Consider the following 20,900-nt stretch of genomic DNA (forward strand, 5'->3'; position numbering starts at 1 on the left):
TTTGTAGAAAAAGCCTTCTGGAGGCGCCTCATGAAATTTATCCACCAGCGCGAGCACCTCAACGAGGACGACATCGTCGTCATTCAATGCTCGCAAACGTGCAACATTCGCTTGATGAACGACGCCAACTTCCGCAGCTTCAAGAATGGCGGTCGTCACACCTATCACGGCGGCGCGTTCGACACCTTCCCGGCCCGCATCACGGCGCCGAGCACCGGGTTCTGGAACATCACCATCGATACGGTCAACCGCCGGCCGATCAGTGTGACGCGCAAGCCGACCCTGACGCATTCGATCAAGATCATCCGCCGCTCCAGCTCGAAACTGAGCTGAGTAGCGCCTTAATACACAGACTGACAGGTATGACCGTGGCCCAGACGACCAAATACGTCATCAAGTACAAACTCAATGGCGAACGCCGCTTCGAATTTGCCCAACTGGAAAACGGCACGGCAGAAGAAGCCAAAGCCGCGCTGGACGCGCTTCATGGCCAGGGCGAAGACGTCATCAGCGACATCAGCGTCAGCAAAGCGCTGTAACAACGCCTGGAGCGACAATATGGACGTCCGCTCCCTGGCGACATTCGACCGCAAGTGTCGGAGTGTCTGCATTCGTCATACCCCTTAGTCTCGCCACCTCGATAACCTGAGGGCCTGGCAATGAGCGAGCAATACCTGGACAAGCTGGACTGGCCCCTGCTGGAACAGCAACTCGATGCGGACGGCTGCGCGGTCATTGCATCGCTGTTGAGCCCCAGGGCCTGTGATCAGATCAGCGCCTTGTACGGCCAATCCGAACACTTTCGCTCGCATGTGATCATGGCCCGGCACGGTTTCGGTCGTGGCGAATACAAGTATTTCGACTACCCCTTGCCGCCGCTGGTGGCCCGCCTGCGCAGCGCGCTCTACCCGCGACTGGTGCCGATAGCCAATCGCTGGCATGAGCAGATGGATTTGCCGAGCCGTTTTCCCGAGAGCCTTCCGGCCTTCCTCGAACGTTGTCACGCCGCTGGCCAACAGCGTCCGACACCCTTGCTGCTGCAATACGGACCACAGGACTACAACTGCTTGCATCAGGATGTGTATGGCGAGCATGTCTTCCCGCTCCAGGTGGCGATTCTTCTGTCGACGCCTGGGGAGGATTTCACCGGCGGTGAGTTCGTGCTGACCGAGCAGCGGCCGCGCATGCAGTCGCGCCCGCAGGTCATCGGTCTGAAAAAAGGCGACGGCCTGATCTTCGCGGTCAACCAGCGCCCGGTCAAAGGCGTGCGCGGTTACTATCGGGTCACCCTGCGCCACGGCGTCAGTCGCCTGCACAGTGGAAAACGGCATACTCTTGGGATCATCTTTCACGACGCATCATGAGCACCATGAAACCGACCACCCTGGACTTGTTTGCCGATGCAGAGCCCGAGCAGGATCGCCGACGCGAGCAGATCGGCGAACAGTCCTACGTCCTCAGGGGCTTTGCCCTCCCCTGGCTTGCGCGCTTGTTACCGGCACTGGAAACCGTGCTGGCGGCCGCACCGTTCCGGCAAATGGTCACCCCTGGCGGCTTCACCATGTCGGTGGCCCTGAGCAGTTGCGGGACCTGGGGCTGGACCACCGACCGCAGTGGTTATCGCTACACCCGCGAGGATCCCCGGACCGGCCTGCCTTGGCCACCCATGCCCGAGGTGTTCTTGCAATTGGCGCAGGCGGCGGCACGGGAAGCAGGATTTGCCGATTTCGTACCGGACTCCTGCCTGATCAATCGCTATGTGCCCGGGGCGAAAATGTCCTTGCATCAGGACAAGGACGAAAAGTCCTACGCTGCGCCCATCGTTTCAGTATCGCTGGGGTTACCCGCAATGTTCCTGTTCGGCGGCTTCGCGCGCAGCGACAAAAGCCAACGGGTGCCGTTGCTGCATGGCGACATCGTGGTCTGGGGCGGCGTGGATCGCTTGCGTTATCACGGTGTGCTGCCGATCAAGGATGGCTACCATCCACGCTTGGGCAAGCAGCGGATCAACTTCACGTTTCGTACCGCGCGGTGAGACCGTGGAGTTTGACCGCAAGCGCCGGAGTGTGGGCCTACGGGCCGCTGGTTAATCTGCGGCAAACGGGTCAACGGATGTAAAGCCATGACAAGCCAATCGACAACGAGCAGCACCGAAAACGATCCACGCTGGGCCGCGGTGGTCGCCCGCGATCCACAGGCGGACGGGCAGTTTGTCTATGCGGTGAAAACCACCGGGATCTACTGCAACCCCAGCAGCCTCTCGCGCTTGCCGAAACCGCAGAACGTCGAGTTCTTCGACAGCGCCGAACTTGCCCAGGCCGCCGGTTATCGCCCAAGCAAGCGCGCGGCCAAGGACCAAAGCGCGGTCGCCGCGCAACATGCCGCCACCGTGGCCGCCGCGTGTCGCCAGATCGAAACCGCCGAGGCGCTGCCCGCGCTGAACGAGCTGGCGCAAGCGGCAGGACTGAGCAGCTTTCATTTCCATCGGGTGTTCAAGTCCGTTACCGGCCTGACGCCCAAAGGCTACGCCGCGGCCCATCGTTCGCGCCGAATGCGCGAACGGCTGGCGGATGGCCGCTCGGTCACCGATGCGTTGTACGACGCCGGGTTCAACTCGAACAGCCGTTTCTATGAAGCGGCGGATCAGGTGCTGGGGATGAAACCTACTGATTACCGTGCCGCGGGGCAAAACAATGACATTCGTTTTGCGGTTGGCCAGTGTTCCCTCGGCGCGATCCTGGTGGCGCAAAGCGCGCGTGGGGTCTGCGCGATTCTCCTCGGCGACGATCCGCAGCAACTGGTTTGCGACCTGCAGGACAAGTTTCGCCGCGCCACACTGATCGGTGCCGATCAGGCCTTCGAACAGTTGATCGCCAGGGTCGTGGGTTTCATAGAAGCCCCGGCCCTGGGGCTGGACTTGCCACTGGATGTGCGCGGCACCGCATTTCAGGAGCGGGTCTGGCAAGCCCTGCGGGACATCCCCTTTGGCAGCACTGCCAGCTACGCCGACATCGCCCAACGCATCGGCAACCCCAAAGCGGTGCGCGCAGTGGCGCAAGCTTGCGGCGCGAACAACCTGGCAGTCGCGATCCCCTGTCACCGCGTGGTACGCAGCGATGGCAACCTGTCGGGGTATCGTTGGGGCGTGGAGCGCAAGCGGCAATTGCTGGAACGGGAGAAACCCCTGTAGGAGCGAGCAGGCTCCGGGCGGCGTTCCGACGATGGTCGTCAACGATGACGCTGGGCACCTGACACCAAACGGTGCTCTCAGGTTTTTCGCGAGCATGCTCGCTCCTACAGTCGATCAGCGATTCACATCCACCACCACTCGCCCGCGCAGCTGTCCGGCCAGCAGGCGCGGGGCGGCTTCGATTGCTTCGCTCAAAGCGATTTCATGGCTGATCAACGGCAACAAGTTAAAGTCCAGATCCTTGGCCAATCGACTCCAGGCCTCTACACGCCTGGCTTTGGGCTGGGTCACGCTGTTAATCCCGGCCAGCGTCACGCCGCGCAGGATAAAGGGCGCGACGCTGGCCGGAAAGTCCATGCCCTGGGCCAGTCCACAAGCGGCGACGGTGCCTTCGGAGCGGGTACTGGCACAGGCGTTGGCCAGGGTGTGACTACCCACCGAGTCGATGACCGCTGCCCAACGTTCCTTGGCCAGCGGCTTGCCGGGCTCGGATAAGGTGGCGCGATCGATGATTTCACTGGCGCCCAGTTGCTTGAGGTATTCGTGTTCCGACAGGCGACCAGTGGAAGCGACGACCCGATAGCCAAGCTTGCTCAGCAATGCGATGGCGAAACTGCCCACGCCGCCGTTGGCCCCGGTGACCAGAACCTCGCCTTGGTCGGGCGTCACACCGTTGCGCTCCAGCGCCATGATGCACAGCATCGCCGTGTAGCCTGCCGTGCCGATGGCCATGGCCTGGGCTTCAGTGAAGGCCTCGGGCAACGCAATCAGCCATTCGCCCTTGAGACGTGCCTTTTGCGCCAGGCCACCCCAATGCCCTTCGCCTACGCCCCAGCCATTGAGCAGGACTTTGTCACCCGACTTGTAGTCCGGATGCGTGCTGACCTCGACAGTCCCCGCCAGGTCGATCCCCGGCACCATCGGGAATTTGCGCACCACCGGGCTGCTGCCGGTGATCGCCAGGCCATCCTTGAAATTCAGCGTGCTGTACGCCACACGCACCGTCACATCGCCCTCGGGCAGCTGGTCTTCATCGATCTGTTGCAGTGTGGCCCGGTACCCGCTTTCGTCTTTGTCGATCAAAATACCTTGGAACATTGCTGCCTCCTGGTGGGTTCACTTGTTGTGATGTGATTTAAATACCACTTCGCAAAATATTACCGTATTGGACTTTAAGCCAATTCGCCTGCAGAAGACATGACTGGCATAACCGCAGGCATTGCTGTTAAAAATCGAGCCCTGCCCGGTTCCAACGTCGGAGTACAACTGAAATGAGTCAATGGCCAGATACGCGCATTCTTGACCTGCTCGGAATCGAGCTGCCGATCATCCAGGCCCCCATGGCCGGCGCCACCACCGCTGCCATGGTCATTGCGGCAAGCAACGCCGGCGGCCTCGGCTCGATGCCTGCCGCCATGCTGAGCGTCGAGCAATTGCGTGACGAGCTCAAGGGCATTCGCCAACAGTGCCAGCGCCCGATCAACGTCAACTTCTTCTGCCATCAACCGCCGGCGGTCGACGAGCAACGCGCCCAGGACTGGAAAAACCTGCTGCAGCCCTATTACCGCGAATTGGGAGTCGATTTCGATGCACCGACACCGGTGTCCAATCGCGCGCCGTTCGACCAGGTTGCCTGCGAAGTGGTCGAACAATTGCGCCCCGAAGTCGTGAGTTTCCACTTTGGCCTGCCGGAAAAATCCCTGCTGGATCGAGTCAAGGCCACCGGGGCAAAGGTACTGTCCTCGGCCACCACCGTCGAAGAAGCCATCTGGCTCGAGCAGCAGGGTTGCGACGCGATCATCGCCATGGGTCTTGAGGCGGGCGGGCATCGGGGCATGTTTCTCAGTGATGACCTGAGCAGCCAGGTCGGTACCTTCGCCCTGGTGCCCCAAGTGGTCGATGCCGTGAAAGTACCGGTGATTGCCGCTGGCGGCATTGCCGATGCGCGGGGTGTGGCGGCGGCGTTCATGCTGGGGGCTTCGGCGGTGCAAGTGGGCACGGCGTACCTCTTCACGCCAGAGGCCAAGGTCAGTGCCGCGCATCACCAGGCCTTGCGGACCGCCAGGGAAAGCGAGACCGCGGTCACCAACATTTTCACCGGTCGCCCGGCACGGGGAATACTCAATCGGGTAATGCGCGAGCTCGGGCCGATGAGCGACCAGGCGCCGCGTTTTCCCCTCGCAGGCGGTGCATTGCTGCCGTTGCGTGCCAAAAGCGAGGCAGACTTCAGCAACCTCTGGGCCGGACAGGCGTTCACCCTGGGGGTTGAGTCGGGTACCGCCGAATTGACCCGACGCCTGGCCGAGGAAGGGTTGGCGAAGTTGCTCCGGCGCTGACCGTGGTGGCGGGCAACACGGTTAGCGCTGCAACACATTCCGTTTACCGGCATTTCGCTATATATTCCGATATATAGCGATTCACCCATCTTGCAGCACTTGCCTGTGACGGAGCCGTTTCATGACCATTCGCGCCTCACGTTTTGCCCCCACTTGCCTGGCGAGCCTGCTCGCCGTGTTCGCCTTCGGCTGCGCTCAGGCAGACGAAGTCCAGGTTGCTGTCGCTGCCAACTTCACCGCGCCGATCCAGGCCATTGCCGCTGACTTCGAGAAGGACACCGGGCACAAACTGGTCACGGCTTTCGGTGCCACCGGCCAGTTCTATACCCAGATCAAGAATGGCGCGCCGTTCGAGGTGTTCCTCTCGGCAGACGACACCACCGCGCAAAAACTTGAAGCCGAAGGCGACACCGTCAAGGGCTCGCGCTTCACCTACGCCATCGGCACGCTGGCCCTGTGGTCGGCCAAGGCAGGCTACGTCGATGCCAAGGGCAACGTCCTGAGCGATAACACCTATCAGCATCTGTCCATCGCCAACCCGAAAGCCGCGCCTTACGGCCTTGCAGCGACCCAGGTGCTGGCCAAAAAAGGCCTGGCCGACAAGGTCAAGGACAAGCTCGTCGAAGGCCAGAACATCACCCAGGCCTACCAGTTCGTGTCCACGGGCAATGCCGAACTCGGCTTCGTTGCCTTGTCGCAGATCTACAAGGACGGCAAGATCACCAGCGGCTCGGCGTGGATCGTCCCGGCCGACCTGCATGACCCGATCAAGCAAGACGCGGTCATCCTCAACAAGGGCAAGGATAATCCTGCCGCCAAGGCACTGGTCGAGTACCTCCAGGGGCCAAAAGCCGCTGCCATCATCAAGTCCTACGGTTACCAGATCTAAATGTCGCTATCGAGTGCCGATTTTTCCGCCATCTGGCTGACCCTGAAACTGGCGTCCCTGACGACCGTCATCCTGTTGCTGGTCGGTACTCCACTGGCGTTATGGCTCTCGCGCACACAATCCTGGCTGCGCGGCCCGGTCGCGGCGATCGTCGCCCTGCCCCTGGTGCTGCCGCCCACGGTGATCGGTTTCTATCTGTTGCTGGCGCTCGGCCCCCACGGGTTTGTCGGCCAGTTAACCCAATCCCTGGGACTTGGCACCCTCACCTTCAGTTTTGCAGGGTTGGTGATCGGCTCGGTGCTGTATTCGATGCCGTTCGTGGTCCAGCCGCTGCAAAACGCTTTTTCCGCCATTGGCACCCGTCCGCTGGAAGTGGCCGCCACCCTGCGCGCCGGCCCCTGGGACACTTTTTTCAGCGTCACCCTGCCCCTGGCCAGGCCCGGTTTCTTCACCGCGGCCATCCTCGGCTTTGCCCACACCGTCGGCGAATTCGGCGTGGTGCTGATGATCGGCGGCAACATCCCCGACAAGACCCGAGTGGTCTCGGTGCAGATCTACGATCACGTCGAAGCCATGGAATATGCCCAGGCCCATTGGCTGGCAGGGGTCATGCTGGTGTTCTCATTTGCAGTGTTGCTGGCGCTGTACTCCAGCCGTAAAACCAAAACAGGCTGGAGCTGATCGATGATTCAAATGCGTCTGAAACTGAGTTATCCGGGGTTCGCCCTCGATGTCGACCTGCAGTTGCCCGGCCGCGGGGTGACGGCGCTGTTTGGCCACTCAGGTTCCGGCAAGACCACCTGCCTGCGCTGCATCGCCGGGCTGGAACGCGCCGACGAGGGATTTATCCACGTCAACGATGAAGTGTGGCAAGACAGCGCCAAGGGGGTTTTCGTCCCCCCGCACAAGCGTGCACTGGGTTACGTGTTTCAGGAGGCCAGCCTGTTCCCTCATCTGTCGGTGCTTGCCAACCTGCAATTTGGCCTCAAGCGCATTCCCAAGCCTCAGCGCCGGGTCGACATGGCACACGCGACCGAGCTGCTGGGTATCAGTCATCTGCTCGACCGCCATCCGCAGCACCTTTCCGGCGGCGAACGGCAGCGTGTCGGCATGGCGCGCGCCCTGCTCACCAGCCCGACACTGCTGTTGATGGACGAACCGCTGGCAGCACTGGACGCGCAACGCAAAAGCGAGATCCTGCCTTACCTGCAACGGCTGCACGATGAACTGGACATCCCGGTGCTCTATGTCAGTCATTCCCAGGATGAAGTCGCACAACTGGCCGATCACATGGTCCTGCTCAGCGACGGCAAGGCGCTGGCCAGCGGTCCCATCGGCCAGACCCTCGCACGCCTCGACTTGCCGCTGGCGCTGGGTGACGACGCCGGCGTAGTGATCCAAGGGCATGTCGCCGCCTATGACGCCGACTACCAGTTGTTGACGCTGCAACTGCCCGATACGGACCTGAACATTCGCGTGACTCACACGCCGATGGCGATGGGCCAGGCATTACGTTGCAAGGTCCAGGCGCGGGATGTCAGCCTCAGCCTGCTCGGCGATTACCAAAGCAGCATCCTCAATCGCCTGCCCGTGACGGTGGTCAGCGAAATGCCCGCCGACAACAACGCCCATGTGCTGGTGCGCCTGGACGCCGAGGGCAGCCCTTTGCTTGCACGTATCACCCGCTATTCCCGGGACCACCTGCACCTGCACCCGGGCCAACGTCTCTGGGCGCAGATCAAGGCCGTGGCCGTGCTCGCGTAACGCCGTGGGCACGACTGGCGCGGCGCGGGGTCAATGGCTGTAACGGCCCCTCGATCCCTCGCCCAGGACAATCGCCATGCCCGATGCACTGCCCCGTGACCTGCATTACGTCGATGACACCCAGCCCGGCATCACCCGCCGCAAGCTGCGTGGCAAATTCTGCTATTTCGACCCCACTGGCCAGCGCATCGTCGACCCGGAAGAAATCCAGCGCATCAACGCCCTGGCGGTACCACCGGCCTATACCGACGTGTGGATCTGCAGCGACCCGCGCGGGCACCTGCAAGCTACCGGTCGCGACGCCCGCGGGCGCAAGCAGTACCGCTATCACCCGCGCTGGCGCGAGGTGCGCGACAGCGACAAATATTCCCGCCTGCGGGATTTCGGCCTGGCCCTGCCCAAGCTGCGCAAACAACTGGAAACCTTGCTGGAGGCGCCGGGCTTGAGTCGCGACAAGGTCATGGCCACCGTCATCACCTTGCTCGACGCAACGCTAATCCGTGTCGGCAATACCCAGTACGCACGAGACAACCGCTCCTACGGCCTGACCACCCTGCGCAACCGCCATGTCGAGGTCAACGGCAGCGCGATCCAGTTCCAGTTTCGCGGCAAGAGTGGCGTCGAGCACCAGATCACCGTGAAGGACCGACGCCTGGCGCGGATCATCAAGCGTTGCCAGGACATTCCCGGGCAAAACCTTTTTCAATACCTCGATGAAAACGGCGAGCGACACACGATCACTTCCGCCGACGTCAACGCCTACCTGCAAACCCTGACTGGCGCCGACTTCACCGCCAAGGATTACCGCACCTGGGCCGGCAGCGCCCTGGCCCTGGCGGTTCTGCGTGAGCTCGAATGGCAACCCGAGTCCCAGGCAAAACAGCATGTGGTAGCGATGGTCAAGGATGTCGCCAGACAGTTGGGCAACACTCCGGCGGTGTGCCGCAAGTGCTACATCCACCCGGCGGTACTCGAGGGTTTCCTGCTCGGCGCCCTGGCGCAACTGCCAAAGCCGAGGGTTCGTAAAGGCCTGCGGGCGGAGGAAGTCGCACTGGCGATGCTGCTGGAGAAAATGGCGTCCGAGGCGACGAACTGACCTGCCTATTTTTTGCACGATTGCAAATGGCTTCTATAGTTGATCTGTACGCCAATCAGCTGCGGTGAAGCCATGGAAGACATTTTCGTCGTCAAGCGCTGCAACAAGATCATCATTCATGGACGCCGGGCTGGAGAAACCACGCATCAACCCGCTGAAGCCGCCGTCTGGTACCGCATCGCCGATACCCGCACCAACGGTTTCATCGGTGACGGCTACGATCATGAATACGATGCCCAGCGGGTATGCCGACAGCTCAACGCCCGGTCACAAGTGATGGTCCGGCAAGGCTGACAAACATTCGCGGGTCTATACTGACAAAGTGCTGAAGGATCAGCGCCCATCGGTACAAAGCTCGCTTGCGGCGGGCTTTTTACTGCCAATCTTCAGGTTCTTAAACGGAGGTGTTCCCCATGTCCGAAAAAGAGTCCATCACCACCCTGCTCACCCTGCTCGACTCCCGTCAGGTTCGCCTGGCTGCCGCGTGCAAGGAAATCGCCGACTGGGTCGATCATCAAGGCGGACACCCGACTGCGCTCAGAATCCGTGATCGTTTGAACGACATCGAAAAGGATACACCCCTGATCCGCAACACACTGTCGTCGCTCAAGCCAGTCGACCCACCGCTGCCACGGTTCAGATGATCCTGATCTGGATACCGATGCGCAGGCAGGACCTGACGCAGGACGCATGATCGGCGACGCTACGTCACCGCGCGTGCGTGTGAGTGCCTGTCTGATTCCTGTCCTCCAACCCAGCCAGGTGCTGGGATTTTTTTGCGCCTTTCAACCGCGAACATCACTAGAACAGGGTTGTCTAACGATTACTTCGTTACGAAGGAGACGTTCTGATGGTCACCCACTTCAAAGTCAGCGGGCACCTCGCCTGCGGTCACAAGGGCAGCAACCTCACCTCCACCCGGGAACTGAATCGGGTGAAATGCAGAAGCTGTCGCAACACCGACGCTTACAAAGAGGCGCGCAAAACCGAGCGCAACGCTGCACGCCGCGCCGCACGCAAGGCAAAAATCGCTCACGTGGTCAATGACTGGCGCCAGGCCTGGACCGAGCGGCTGACCGCCATGGCAGGACTGCAACGGCTGCCACGGGGCTTTCATGGGCAAGGCTTTGTCTAGAGGCACGAGGATCGGGTCGATCTGATCGGCCCGTTCCTGATCATCGATGCATCCCCCCCGGGTATTTCGCAGCGACGTCCGACGCACCGCTGCAGCAGGTGCCCTAACCCGTCCGATGTGAGGCATTGGCGACAATGGCCTTCCTCGGCTAGGGTCATTTTGCGTATAGAACCAAGGCGTGTTGATTGGCAGAAATCACCCCAAGGAGGAAGCGATGTCATCCACTCGTAATGCCGAGCAAATCTATCGCCAGTGGTCCAGCCCGATCCTGCTTGAACTCAAGGAGCGGGAACACCAAATGTCCCCGTCAGACCGCGAGGCGCTGCAAAACATTTTGCTGGAAAGAAGGCTGATCGACGTCGGCAACCCGAACGGCAGCGATCGGCGCAAAGCGGATCTGAACACTGAGGATAAACAGCAATAACGAGCGGCCTGACACCCGACCAGGCTTTTGCAGAGCCCCCCAATCCCCTGTAGGAGCGAGCCTGCTCGCGATGGACGTCAACGATAACGCGCCCTGTCTGGATGAATACGTTGTCAGGACGTTCTTCTCGAGCAGGCTCGCTCCCACAGGCTCACTCGCTATATAAATAGAAACCACAAATCGCCGTTACCGCAGGAATGGATATCCCCCCAATCCAAATTTGCACCTAAGCCGCTCGCTCCAGGGCATCCAGCAAATCGGCAAACTCCAGCGAAAGCTTATGGCGCGGAGCCAGATGAACCAGGGGAACCGACACTTGGTGAGACTCGCGCATCTTCACAGAGCGACTCAGGTAAACCGGCAGCATCGGTATCCCTTCGGCCAACAGCTCATCCACCAGATGCTGGTGCAACCCGGTCTGCCCCGAGAACTGATTGACCACCACCCCTTCCACCGTCAGCGACTCATTGTGATCAAGTCGTAACTCTTCTACTTGCGCGATGACGCGATACAGCGCCAGACGAGAAAACCTGTCGCAATCGAAGGGAATCAGCAACCTGTCCGCCGCCACCAAGGCGCTGAAAGTGTAGAAATTCAATGACGGCGGTGTATCGATATAAATGCGCTCGTAGTCCTCGGACAGTTCCACCAGCAGCTTGCGCAGCTTGTTGACCTTGAACTTGCTCTGCAGCTTTGACTGCAGGTCGGACAGCTCAGGGCTGGCGGTCACCAGGTCGAGGTTGGCGTAAGGCGTGCGGGTGATATTCACGCGATGCTTCCTGCCTTCGAAACCGCCGGACAAGGTCTGCTTGAAAAAATCGGCGATGCCCGCAGGAATATCCTCATTCACCAGGCCGGTGAGGTAGTGAGTTGAATTGGCCTGGGGATCGAGATCAACCAGCAGCGTTCGGTAGCCTTCGGCAGCACTCACGGCGGCGAGGTTGCAGGCAATGCTGGATTTCCCAACCCCGCCTTTCTGATTGAATACGACACGACGCATGTGACTTGCTCATCCATGAAAAAGGCCAGAGGCCAACTGACGGTAAATGTAAGAAGCCGTGTCAATTGTATGACCGGAACATTACAGTTTTGCGACAGTGGCGGCACAAGGCCCGGATTAGAGCGATGGAGTGAGAGGCCTTCATGACCTGTTCAATAAAGGAACGTCGATGGTTGAAGTACAAATAATCGACGAACGACATCTAATCCACGATCTACGACCACGCAGTGCGCGAATTGTCGAACTAATCTTGCACGACAGCCTTGAGCAGTGAATGGAAATGTCATCGCGTTGTTTGATGGCTTCCTTGAACTGTCCAGGCTAAACGTTGGGGGGGGGTTACTAACGATCATGCTTGTTGTTTTGCGCTCAATGCTTGAGCGGCCCGCAACGAGTATCGGAACTTGAGAAAGGAAACCTTATGAACGAGTTCGCGCACCGCCCCAGGTTTTACCTCGCCTGTTTATTGTTGATGGCAATCAACTTTGCCCAAGCCGCACAAACCGAAAAACCCAATATCCTGTTCATCGTCTCCGACGACACTGGCTACGGTGACCTGGGCCCCTACGGCGGCGGCGTAGGTCGAGGGATGCCAACGCCGAGCATCGACCGGCTCGCGGCAGAGGGCACCACCTTCTACTCCTTCTATGCCCAACCAAGCTGCACCCCAGGCCGCGCCGCGATGCAGACCGGGCGCATCCCCAACCGCAGCGGCATGACCACGGTGGCGTTCCAGGGCCAGGGCGGCGGTTTGCCGGCGGCTGAATGGACATTGGCGTCGGTGCTGAAAACCGGCGGCTATGAGACTTACTTCACCGGCAAGTGGCACCTGGGCGAGGCCGATTACGCACTGCCCAATGCGCAGGGCTACGACGTGATGAAGTACGTTGGCCTCTATCACCTCAACGCCTACACCTATGCCGACCCTACCTGGTTCCCGGACATGGATGAAGAAACCCGTGCCATGTTCGCCAAGGTGACCCAGGGCGCGTTGTCGGGCAAGGCCGGTGAAAAAGCCGTTGAAGAGTTCAAGATCAACGGCCAGTACGTCGACACCCCGGTAGTGGATGGCAAGCCCGGTGTCGTGGGCATTCCGTTCTTCGACAACTATGTGGAAAAGGCGGCGCTGGAGTTTCTCGACACCGCGGCCAAATCCGGCAAGCCGTTCTTTATCAACGTCAACTTCATGAAGGTTCACCAGCCCAACCTGCCAGCGCCGGAGTTCGTCCACAAGTCGATCTCCAAGACCAAGTACGCCGACTCCGTGGTTGAGCTCGATACCCACATTGGCCGCATCCTCGACAAGCTCAAGGCGCTGGGCCTGGATAAGAACACCCTGGTGGTCTACACCACCGACAACGGCGCCTGGCAGGACGTTTATCCGGACGCTGGCTACACGCCCTTCCGTGGCACCAAAGGCACCGTGCGTGAAGGAGGCAACCGGGTGCCGGCGATCATGTCCTGGCCCGGCAAGATCAAGCCGGACGCAAAAAACCACGACATCATCGGCGGACTGGACTTGATGGCGACGTTCGCCTCGTTTGCCGGGATCAAGCTGCCGGACAAGGATCGCGAAGGCAAACCGATCATCTTCGACAGCTATGACATGACACCTGTGTTGCTCGGCACCGGCCCTGATCCGCGCAAGGAGTGGTTCTACTTCACCGAGAACGAACTCTCCCCGGGCGCTGCCCGTGTCGGCAATTACAAGGCGGTGTTCAACCTGCGTGGCGACAACGGCGCCGTGACCGGTGGCCTGGCCGTCGACAGCAACCAAGGCTGGAAAGGCCCGTCCAAGTATGTAGCGACCGTACCGCAGGTGTTCGACTTGCTGCAGGATCCGCAGGAACGCTATGACATTTTCATGAACAACTACACCGAGCGCACCTGGACAATGGTGCCTATCAGCATGGCAATCACCCAGCTGATGAAAACCTACGTTCAGTACCCTCCTCGCAAACTGCAAAGCATGAGCTATGACGGCCCGATCGAACTGTCCAAGTACCAGAAGTTCCAATCGGTACGCGAAGATCTGGAGAAAGAAGGCATCACTATTCCAATGCCCAACTAGCGCAAGCAGCCAGCGCCTGCGCTTGATCGGCGCGGCGCTGGCCTTCGACGGCGGATTCAACCCGCGGATGTTCGTTGAGAATCGCTGGCAGCGAGGTAGTTTTTGTCACTCTGAGCATTCATTACCAGGTTTCCGGAGGCAATCTCCCGCGCACGAGATACCCCCCATGCCAGTGCCGTGGTCATCGTATCGTGGGGCAAATAGTCGTGGGCCTCTTCAAATAAGGGCGAGCCGTTTTTGTCGTAGACACCGATGAATAGCTGCGTTCTACCCTTTCTGGAAACTCTTGTTTGAACATCAATGAGAGTGCCATCATTTTGCACTTCGTCGTGGGATCGACAATGCAACTCGCAGTCCGCCCAGAGCCAATACGTGGAACCTCTGCGCATCATCTTCGTGGCCTCCCTCTTTGTTGAATTTCGATGAAAACCAACGCAATACGAAATATTTAGTACGACAAATCTACAGCGTCAACTTCCTGAAACCCGCCACTTGTCGGACGATTTCCTCCACGAAAATCATTCCCAAAACTATATATTTGCAATATCACTGTCGCTGCACATTTAGCTTTCCTCTATGAGTTAACCGCTTGTCGTGGCAATCAATCCAATGTCTTTACGGTCAGGTCGAAAAACTTGACGGCAGGTCTTTGCCATAAACAACGCTGATTACTTAGAGATCGCGGCAATGAAAATCGCCCAAATAGCCCCGCTGTATGAATCCGTGCCCCCTTATCTCTATGGAGGAACCGAAAGAGTTGTAGCTCATCTAACGGATGCTTTAGTCGGACTGGGACATGACGTCACCCTTTTCGCCGCCGAGGGATCGCGCACTTGTGCAAACTTGGTTGCAGCCCGGGATCAAGCGTTACGGCTCGACAGTAGTCCGTTGAAGTCCGAGTTCGCGAGTCACTTGAGTTTGCTGTATGAGTTGCGACATCGAGCGGCAGCGTTCGATGTGCTGCACTTTCATATAGACCTGTTGCATTTTCCATTTTTCGAAGACATGGCGCATAAGGTCTTGACCACTATTCATGGTCGCCTTGATATCAAGGATCTGGAGGGAGCCTATTCTCGATGGTCTCACTATCCCCTGGTTTCAATCTCGCAACATCAGCGCCAGCCATTACCGAACGCCAATTGGATCGACACCGTTTATCACGGTTTACCGCAGTCCAGTCTGACGTTCCATTCAAGACCGGGTGACTACCTCACCTTCCTGGGGCGTATTTCTCCGGAAAAGCGTCCCGACCGGGCTATCCGCATTGCGCGCGCTACCGGGTTGCCCTTGAAGATCGCCGCCAAGGTCGACGCCGCCGATCGCGAATACTTCGAACGGCAGATACGCCCTTTATTGGCACAACCAGGCATCGAATTCATCGGCGAGATTGGCGATGCCGACAAATCCGCATTCCTGGGCAACGCCCGGGCGCTGCTCTTTCCCATTGATTGGCCCGAACCCTTCGGCCTGGTGATGATCGAGGCCATGGCCTGCGGTACGCCGGTCATCGCCTGGCGCTGCGGTTCTGTCCCCGAAGTGGTTGATCATGGTGTAACCGGCTTCATAATCAATAGCGAACAGGAGGCAGTGCTCGCTGCCCGTCAGGTACTTGAACTTGATCGACAAGTGATACGTGACGTATTCGTCAGACGTTTTTCAGCCAAGGTGATGGCGCAACGTTATGTTGACCTCTACCGGACACTCACCAACAGGTCTGATTACGTAGTGCCGGACATAGCCCATGAATACCTCGTCCAGCAGTCCTGAACAGCCGCAACCAAAACCCGGTGCGAATGAACCCGTTGCGCATACTTTGTATGTGCTGGTCGATCACAATACGTACCTGGTGGCCAATGCATTCGGTGATATCGACGGGGGTGCCGTGGGCATGTTCTACCACGACACGCGTTTGTTATCCGAATATCAATTGACCGTGGCGGGTCGGCGTCCGTCGCTGCTCTCGGCGGCGGTCAGCCGCGACAACGTGTACTTCCGTTCACATTTGACCAACCACCCGCTACCGGTACTGGGAGAAGAGGACACACCGCAAGGCGTCATCCATATCGAGCGCAAGCGCTTTCTTTGGGAAGAGCGAATGTTCGAGCGCATCTGCTTTTTCAACTACAGCGAGCAACCTGGCAAACTACCGATCGAACTGCGGTTCCGTGGAGACTTCCTCGACATGTTCGAAGTTCGTGGTCAAAAACGGCCACTGCGTGGCACGCTGACCAAGCCTGAAGTGCTCGAACAAGGCGTGATGCTTCATTACCAGGGACTGGACCATCAGCGACGCTGCATGGCGATCAGTTTTTCCCGATTGCCAGAACACATCAGCGGCGACAGTGCTAGTTTCCACATCGATATCGGCGCTCACGAGCGCCGCGAGCTGTATGTTGAAGTAGGCTCCAGCATTGTCAGTCCCGGCCGCACGCGTTACCGGTCCGCCGCCGCGCAAGCTTGCCGAGCCATGCGCAGGAAAGAGCAGCGAGGTGCACGTATCAAGGCTTCCGGCCGGCTGTTCCAGGGTTGGATAAACAAATCCCGGGCTGACCTAGCCTTATTGACTGCCGATCTTCCCTCCGGCCCCTACCCCTATGCCGGCGTTCCTTGGTACTCCACACCTTTTGGCCGCGATGCGATTATCACAGCCTATCAATCACTCTGGCTCAACCCGTGCCTTGCCCGAGGTGTGCTCGCCTACCTGGCTGCTCATCAGGCCACGGAGATTTCGACCTTCAGCGATGCTGAGCCGGGAAAAATCATGCATGAGACGCGTCAGGGTGAAATGTCGAAACTCAACGAATTACCCTTTGCCCGTTATTACGGAGGCGTCGATACGACCCCCTTGTTCGTGATGCTGGCCGGCGCTTATGCAAAACGCACCAACGATCGGGCGTTCATTGAAGCGCTTTGGCCGGCACTGGAACTGGCCACGCTCTGGATGGAGACCAATGCCTCGAAGAATGCCGAAGGCTTTATCAGCTACCAGCGAGGGGAAGTCACCGGCTTGGCCAATCAAGGCTGGAAAGACAGTCATGACGCCATTTTTCATCGCAATGGCCGCACCCCGGTTGGGCCCATCGCATTGATAGAAGTGCAAGGCTACGCCTGGCGCGCATTCTTGAGCATGAGCACCTTGGCCAGGCAACGAGGCAATGAGCAAGCTGCGGTTCGATGGCAAGGCATCGCAGAAAACCTGCGCCGGGCGGTTGAAAAATGCTTCTGGATGGAGGATCAGCAATTTTACGCACTGGCGCTCGATGGCAATGGCCAGCGTTGCGAGGTGAAAGCCTCGAACGCAGGTCACCTGCTGTTCACCGGATTACCCATGCCTGAACGGGGAAAAACGGTTGCCCGGCAATTTCTGACCAACATCTTCAATAACGGCTGGGGCGTTCGAACACTTGAAACCGGGGCCGTGCGGTTCAACCCCATGTCTTATCACAACGGTTCGGTTTGGCCGCATGACGTTGCCCTGTGCGCAGCAGGTATGGCCCGATATGGCGAGTATACGGGCGTCGTTCGTGTCCTCAGCGGGATGTTCGAAGCCGCGACGTTTTTCGGGATGCGGTTACCGGAACTGTTCTGCGGGTTCAAGCGTGGTCCGGGTGAGGCACCGGTTGCCTATCCAGTCGCCTGTTTGCCTCAAGCCTGGGCAGCAGGCTCCATTTTCATGCTCTTGCAGGCATGCCTGGGGATCAGCATTGACGCTGCTGACTGTCGAGTGATCATCAGGCAACCTCGACTGCCCATTGGTATTGACCGTCTGGAAGTGCGGACACTCCAGATCAATGAACACAGCGTCGATCTTGGCTTTCAACGAATTGGCGACCGCGTTGCGGTTTACATAGAACGACAAGATGGTCCAAGCTTGATTCGACTCGACGTTAAATTGTAAATCGCTGTCATCCGCCGATATCCACGCCAGGGACCGGAATCGCGGTTTACCCTGGGCAGCTGTAGGCAGAGCTTGCCCCGGAGATCAAGGTGCCTCCTATGAGAACTACTCCCAGCCGCTCACCCAATGTTCCGCAACGAAAGGAACTGACCCCCAGCAACCTTGCATTTCCGGTGGTCGGGATTGGCGCCTCCGCTGGCGGCCTCAACGCGGTGAAATCGTTCTTCGAACACATGCCCAATGACAATGGCATGGCCTTCGTGGTCATTCTTCATTTGGCGCCAGACCATGAAAGCATTGCCGACCGGATCATTCAGGGCGTGACGAAAATGCCGGTGCGCCAGGTGACCGAGACGATCCCGATCGAGAAAAACTGCGTCTACGTCATTTCGCCGGCCCATGCCCTGATCATGAATGACGGCTACCTGTCGGTCGCTCCTGCACAGCGCTCGGCGGGAAGCCACATTGCTATCGATCTGTTCTTCAGGGACCTGGCGGATGTGCACAAGGAGCGCGCCTTTTGCGTGGTGCTTTCCGGCGCCGGCTCCGATGGCGCGGTCGGTCTGTCGCGAATCAAGGAGCAAGGGGGCGTCACCCTGGTCCAGACGCCCGAAGAGGCTGAGTTCGACAGCATGCCGCGCGCGGCCATTGACACCCGGATGGTTGACCTGGTGATGCCCGTGGCGCAAATGCCACAAAAGCTCCTGGAGCTTTGGCACAACGCACAAACCATCACCCTGCCCGGCGCCAATGATCCAGGCCTCAAGACGCCCCTTCCCGAGGAGCAAGATGCAGCGAAGACCGAGCGTATTTTGCAGGACATCCTGCTGCACTTGCGCACCAATACCGGCCACGATTTCAAGCACTACAAGCGCGCCACGGTACTGCGCCGGATAGAGCGACGCTTGCAAGTGACCGCACAGCCAAACCTGGCCGCCTACTACGACTACCTGCAAACGCACCCGGAAGAAAACAACGCCCTGCTGGGCGATATGCTGATCGGCGTGACCAACTTTTTCCGCGACCGCGAAGCCTTCGAAGCGCTGGAACGCGAAGTGGTGCCGAACCTGGTGAAATCGCTACGCGACTCCCAGCCGCACCGTGAGGAAATTCGCATCTGGTCCGCCGGTTGTTCGACCGGCGAGGAAGCCTACAGCGTGGCCATTCTGGTCAGTGACCAATTGGCGCTAGAGGCTACAGCGGCCAAAGTGCAGGTATTTGCCACGGACATCGATGAGCGCGCCATCGCCGTTGGACGCAGGGGCCTTTATCCCGGGGCGATCATCACCGATGTCCCTCCCCAGCGCCTGCGTCAGCATTTCATCAAGGAGGGCCAGAACTTCAGGGTGCACAAGGAGATCCGTGACAAGGTGCTGTTCGCCAAGCACAGCCTGTTACAGGACCCACCGTTCTCGCAGATCGACCTGATTGTCTGCCGGAACCTGTTGATTTACCTGAACCGCGACGTACAACGCACCCTCTACGAGATGTTTCATTTTGCCTTGCGGCCGGGCGGTTTCCTGTTTTTGGGGGCATCCGAATTCGCCGATGGCTGCCCGGACCTGTTTACCCCGGTGGACAAACGCAACCGCATCTTCCGCGCCAAGAGTCCTGCGACCATGCCTCGGCGCGCCCCGGCCCTGCCTCACGATGGCTATGCGCGAACCGCCATCAGCGCCCGCCCCCTTGAAACCCAGACGACTCGCAAGATTTCCTTCGCCGATATCCATCTGCGCGCGCTGGAAAAGACCGCACCACCGAGCATTATTGTCGACGTCAACGGCAACATCCTGCACCTGAGCGAAGGCGCCGGGCGCTTCCTGCGGTATGTGGCGGGAGAGCTGACCCGCAGCTTGCTGGCACTCGCGCTTCCAGAATTGCGACTGGAGCTGCGCACGATGCTCTATCAGGTCTATCAAACAGGCGCTGCCGTCACCTCGAACAAGGTCCGTATCCAGCGCGAACAGCGGTATTACCAGGTGGATCTGAGCGCGCACCCGTACAAGGATGAAGAGACCGACAGCGAGTACGTGCTGGTGATCCTCGAGGAGCAGGAAATCGTTGCGAATGTACAGTTGGATGTTGCCTCGAACGAGAGCGACAACCAACTGCTGGCCAGCCTTGAGCATGAACTGCAGCGCACCAAGATGCACTTGCAGGAGACGATCGAACAGTCGGAAGTCTCCAGTGAAGAACTCAAGGCGTCCAACGAAGAAATGCAGGCCATCAACGAAGAGCTGCGTTCGGCCACCGAGGAGCTGGAAACCAGCAAGGAAGAGTTGCAGTCGATCAACGAGGAACTGCTGACCGTCAACTACGAGCTCAAGACCAAGGTTGAAGAAACCGACAAGATCAACGATTACCTATCCAACCTGATTACCTCCACCGACATCGCCACGGTGTTCGTCGATCGCAACATGCGCATCCGCTGGTTCACCCCCCGGGCCACGGACATCTTTAGCATGCTGCCGGTCGATACCGGGCGCTCGTTGCTGGACATCACCCACCGCCTCGATTACCCGGAGATGGTCGAGGATGCGGAGACGGTTTTTGGCTCGCTGAACATGATCGAGCGCGAGGTCAGCAGCAACGACCAACGCTGGTACATCGCCCGATTGCTGCCCTATCGTTCCAGCGAGGATCATATCGACGGCACGGTGCTGACCTTTATCGACATCACCAAGCGGCGCGCGGCGGAAGATGAGTTGCGCTTGAATAACGAGCGCATGCGCCTGGTTGCCGAAAGCACCCACGATTTTGCGATCATCATTCTCGATGAGCATGGCGTGATTACCGACTGGAACACCGGCGCGCAGCTGATTTTCGGTTACGCCAAGGACGAAGTGCTCGGCGCCTGCTATGACCTGATCTTCACTCCCGAGGACCGCGCCGAGGGCGTGCCGGAAACCGAACTACGCCTGACCCGTGAGCAAGGCCGCGGCGAAGACGAACGCTGGCACCTGCGCAAGGACGGCAGCCGCTTCTATTGCAGCGGCGAAGTCACGCTGCTCAAGGGCGAGAACCTGCAGGGCTACGTGAAGATTGCCCGCGACCTCACCGGTCACAAGCGCATGCATGACCAACAAAGCCAGCAACT

General features: G+C 59.2%; 20 protein-coding genes and 1 pseudogene. 19 read left to right on the forward strand and 2 right to left on the reverse strand.

Annotated elements, in window-relative coordinates:
- Positions 1-30: 30 nt before the first annotated feature.
- The 6 genes and pseudogenes from PG5_RS11125 to PG5_RS34820 all read left to right on the forward strand — a co-directional run.
- Positions 31-333 (forward strand): DUF1883 domain-containing protein, encoded by a 303-nt coding sequence (locus PG5_RS11125; RefSeq protein WP_008065357.1) that lies wholly within the window; start codon positions 31-33, stop codon positions 331-333.
- A gap of 35 nt (positions 334-368) precedes the next feature.
- Positions 369-539, forward strand: a complete 171-nt coding sequence (locus PG5_RS34425) for a hypothetical protein (protein ID WP_093935766.1) — start codon at positions 369-371, stop codon at positions 537-539.
- 120 nt (positions 540-659) lie between these two features.
- Positions 660-1,364 (forward strand): 2OG-Fe(II) oxygenase, encoded by a 705-nt coding sequence (locus PG5_RS11130; RefSeq protein WP_020797224.1) that lies wholly within the window; start codon positions 660-662, stop codon positions 1,362-1,364.
- Positions 1,365-1,369: 5 nt separating this feature from the next.
- Positions 1,370-2,035 carry a DNA oxidative demethylase AlkB gene (gene alkB, locus PG5_RS11135; protein ID WP_020797225.1) on the forward strand — a complete coding sequence of 222 codons (666 nt, stop codon included), beginning with the start codon at positions 1,370-1,372 and terminating at the stop codon, positions 2,033-2,035.
- An 87-nt stretch (positions 2,036-2,122) separates the two neighbouring features.
- The gene (ada, locus tag PG5_RS11140; RefSeq protein ID WP_020797226.1) at positions 2,123-3,190 is read left to right on the forward strand and encodes a bifunctional DNA-binding transcriptional regulator/O6-methylguanine-DNA methyltransferase Ada; all 1,068 of its coding nucleotides are present in this window, start codon (positions 2,123-2,125) and stop codon (positions 3,188-3,190) included.
- A 31-nt stretch (positions 3,191-3,221) separates the two neighbouring features.
- A pseudogene (locus PG5_RS34820) lies at positions 3,222-3,302 on the forward strand (outer membrane lipoprotein carrier protein LolA); the annotation flags it as partial.
- Positions 3,303-3,304: 2 nt separating this feature from the next.
- Here PG5_RS34820 and PG5_RS11145 read toward each other — a convergent pair.
- Positions 3,305-4,288 carry an MDR family oxidoreductase gene (locus PG5_RS11145; RefSeq protein ID WP_020797227.1) on the reverse strand — a complete coding sequence of 328 codons (984 nt, stop codon included), beginning with the start codon at positions 4,286-4,288 and terminating at the stop codon, positions 3,305-3,307.
- Between the two features lie 173 nt (positions 4,289-4,461).
- Here PG5_RS11145 and PG5_RS11150 point away from each other — a divergent pair, with 173 nt between their 5' ends.
- From PG5_RS11150 to PG5_RS11190, 9 genes are all read left to right on the forward strand, one after another.
- Positions 4,462-5,526: a nitronate monooxygenase family protein gene (locus PG5_RS11150; RefSeq protein ID WP_020797228.1), complete on the forward strand. Its 1,065-nt coding sequence runs from the start codon at positions 4,462-4,464 to the stop codon at positions 5,524-5,526.
- A gap of 121 nt (positions 5,527-5,647) precedes the next feature.
- On the forward strand, positions 5,648-6,415 hold the full coding sequence (gene modA / locus PG5_RS11155; RefSeq protein WP_020797229.1) for a molybdate ABC transporter substrate-binding protein: 768 nt from the start codon (positions 5,648-5,650) through the stop codon (positions 6,413-6,415).
- Positions 6,416-7,096, forward strand: coding sequence for a molybdate ABC transporter permease subunit (gene modB / locus PG5_RS11160; protein WP_020797230.1), 681 nt, complete (start codon positions 6,416-6,418; stop codon positions 7,094-7,096).
- Between the two features lie 3 nt (positions 7,097-7,099).
- Positions 7,100-8,179: a molybdenum ABC transporter ATP-binding protein gene (gene modC / locus PG5_RS11165; protein WP_020797231.1), complete on the forward strand. Its 1,080-nt coding sequence runs from the start codon at positions 7,100-7,102 to the stop codon at positions 8,177-8,179.
- A 76-nt stretch (positions 8,180-8,255) separates the two neighbouring features.
- Positions 8,256-9,275, forward strand: a complete 1,020-nt coding sequence (locus PG5_RS11170; protein ID WP_020797232.1) for a DNA topoisomerase IB — start codon at positions 8,256-8,258, stop codon at positions 9,273-9,275.
- A 72-nt stretch (positions 9,276-9,347) separates the two neighbouring features.
- Positions 9,348-9,569 (forward strand): hypothetical protein, encoded by a 222-nt coding sequence (locus tag PG5_RS11175; RefSeq protein ID WP_020797233.1) that lies wholly within the window; start codon positions 9,348-9,350, stop codon positions 9,567-9,569.
- Between the two features lie 119 nt (positions 9,570-9,688).
- Entirely contained in the window at positions 9,689-9,919 is a 231-nt protein-coding gene (locus PG5_RS11180) for a hypothetical protein (protein ID WP_008055683.1), read from the forward strand.
- Between the two features lie 206 nt (positions 9,920-10,125).
- Complete coding sequence (locus tag PG5_RS11185) at positions 10,126-10,410, forward strand: hypothetical protein (protein WP_020797234.1); 285 nt, start codon at positions 10,126-10,128, stop codon at positions 10,408-10,410.
- Between the two features lie 214 nt (positions 10,411-10,624).
- The gene (locus PG5_RS11190; RefSeq protein WP_020797235.1) at positions 10,625-10,834 is read left to right on the forward strand and encodes a hypothetical protein; all 210 of its coding nucleotides are present in this window, start codon (positions 10,625-10,627) and stop codon (positions 10,832-10,834) included.
- A 226-nt stretch (positions 10,835-11,060) separates the two neighbouring features.
- On the opposite strand, the gene PG5_RS11195 is transcribed toward PG5_RS11190, so the two are convergent.
- Positions 11,061-11,834, reverse strand: a complete 774-nt coding sequence (locus tag PG5_RS11195) for a ParA family protein (RefSeq protein ID WP_020797236.1) — start codon at positions 11,832-11,834, stop codon at positions 11,061-11,063.
- A gap of 472 nt (positions 11,835-12,306) precedes the next feature.
- Between PG5_RS11195 and PG5_RS11200 the strand changes: the two genes are divergently transcribed.
- The 4 genes from PG5_RS11200 to PG5_RS11220 all read left to right on the forward strand — a co-directional run.
- Positions 12,307-13,905, forward strand: coding sequence for an arylsulfatase (locus PG5_RS11200; RefSeq protein ID WP_371106606.1), 1,599 nt, complete (start codon positions 12,307-12,309; stop codon positions 13,903-13,905).
- Positions 13,906-14,592: 687 nt separating this feature from the next.
- Positions 14,593-15,672 (forward strand): glycosyltransferase family 4 protein, encoded by a 1,080-nt coding sequence (locus PG5_RS11210; protein WP_042955340.1) that lies wholly within the window; start codon positions 14,593-14,595, stop codon positions 15,670-15,672.
- Complete coding sequence (locus tag PG5_RS11215) at positions 15,647-17,803, forward strand: amylo-alpha-1,6-glucosidase (RefSeq protein ID WP_020797240.1); 2,157 nt, start codon at positions 15,647-15,649, stop codon at positions 17,801-17,803. The genes PG5_RS11210 and PG5_RS11215 overlap by 26 nt, the downstream gene beginning before the upstream one ends.
- A 98-nt stretch (positions 17,804-17,901) precedes the next feature.
- The coding region (locus tag PG5_RS11220; RefSeq protein ID WP_042955342.1) for a CheR family methyltransferase at positions 17,902-20,900 on the forward strand (2,999 nt) is incomplete at its 3' end.

This window comes from Pseudomonas sp. G5(2012) (assembly GCF_000408945.1).
Classification (GTDB): Bacteria; Pseudomonadota; Gammaproteobacteria; order Pseudomonadales; family Pseudomonadaceae; genus Aquipseudomonas; species Aquipseudomonas umsongensis.

Excerpts from the sequence above, each read along its gene's own strand:
- PG5_RS11145 (WP_020797227.1), bottom strand. The coding sequence starts at position 4,288 with ATGTTCCAAGGTATTTTGATCGACAAAGACGAAAGCGGGTACCGGGCC.
- PG5_RS11190 (WP_020797235.1), top strand. The coding sequence starts at position 10,625 with ATGTCATCCACTCGTAATGCCGAGCAAATCTATCGCCAGTGGTCCAGC.
- modB (WP_020797230.1), top strand. The coding sequence starts at position 6,416 with ATGTCGCTATCGAGTGCCGATTTTTCCGCCATCTGGCTGACCCTGAAA.
- PG5_RS11170 (WP_020797232.1), top strand. The coding sequence starts at position 8,256 with ATGCCCGATGCACTGCCCCGTGACCTGCATTACGTCGATGACACCCAG.
- modC (WP_020797231.1), top strand. The coding sequence starts at position 7,100 with ATGATTCAAATGCGTCTGAAACTGAGTTATCCGGGGTTCGCCCTCGAT.
- PG5_RS11150 (WP_020797228.1), top strand. The coding sequence starts at position 4,462 with ATGAGTCAATGGCCAGATACGCGCATTCTTGACCTGCTCGGAATCGAG.
- PG5_RS11210 (WP_042955340.1), top strand. The coding sequence starts at position 14,593 with ATGAAAATCGCCCAAATAGCCCCGCTGTATGAATCCGTGCCCCCTTAT.
- modA (WP_020797229.1), top strand. The coding sequence starts at position 5,648 with ATGACCATTCGCGCCTCACGTTTTGCCCCCACTTGCCTGGCGAGCCTG.
- PG5_RS11200 (WP_371106606.1), top strand. The coding sequence starts at position 12,307 with ATGGCAATCAACTTTGCCCAAGCCGCACAAACCGAAAAACCCAATATC.
- PG5_RS11195 (WP_020797236.1), bottom strand. The coding sequence starts at position 11,834 with ATGCGTCGTGTCGTATTCAATCAGAAAGGCGGGGTTGGGAAATCCAGC.
- PG5_RS11180 (WP_008055683.1), top strand. The coding sequence starts at position 9,689 with ATGTCCGAAAAAGAGTCCATCACCACCCTGCTCACCCTGCTCGACTCC.
- alkB (WP_020797225.1), top strand. The coding sequence starts at position 1,370 with ATGAAACCGACCACCCTGGACTTGTTTGCCGATGCAGAGCCCGAGCAG.
- ada (WP_020797226.1), top strand. The coding sequence starts at position 2,123 with ATGACAAGCCAATCGACAACGAGCAGCACCGAAAACGATCCACGCTGG.
- PG5_RS11125 (WP_008065357.1), top strand. The coding sequence starts at position 31 with ATGAAATTTATCCACCAGCGCGAGCACCTCAACGAGGACGACATCGTC.
- PG5_RS11175 (WP_020797233.1), top strand. The coding sequence starts at position 9,348 with ATGGAAGACATTTTCGTCGTCAAGCGCTGCAACAAGATCATCATTCAT.
- PG5_RS11215 (WP_020797240.1), top strand. The coding sequence starts at position 15,647 with ATGAATACCTCGTCCAGCAGTCCTGAACAGCCGCAACCAAAACCCGGT.
- PG5_RS11185 (WP_020797234.1), top strand. The coding sequence starts at position 10,126 with ATGGTCACCCACTTCAAAGTCAGCGGGCACCTCGCCTGCGGTCACAAG.
- PG5_RS11130 (WP_020797224.1), top strand. The coding sequence starts at position 660 with ATGAGCGAGCAATACCTGGACAAGCTGGACTGGCCCCTGCTGGAACAG.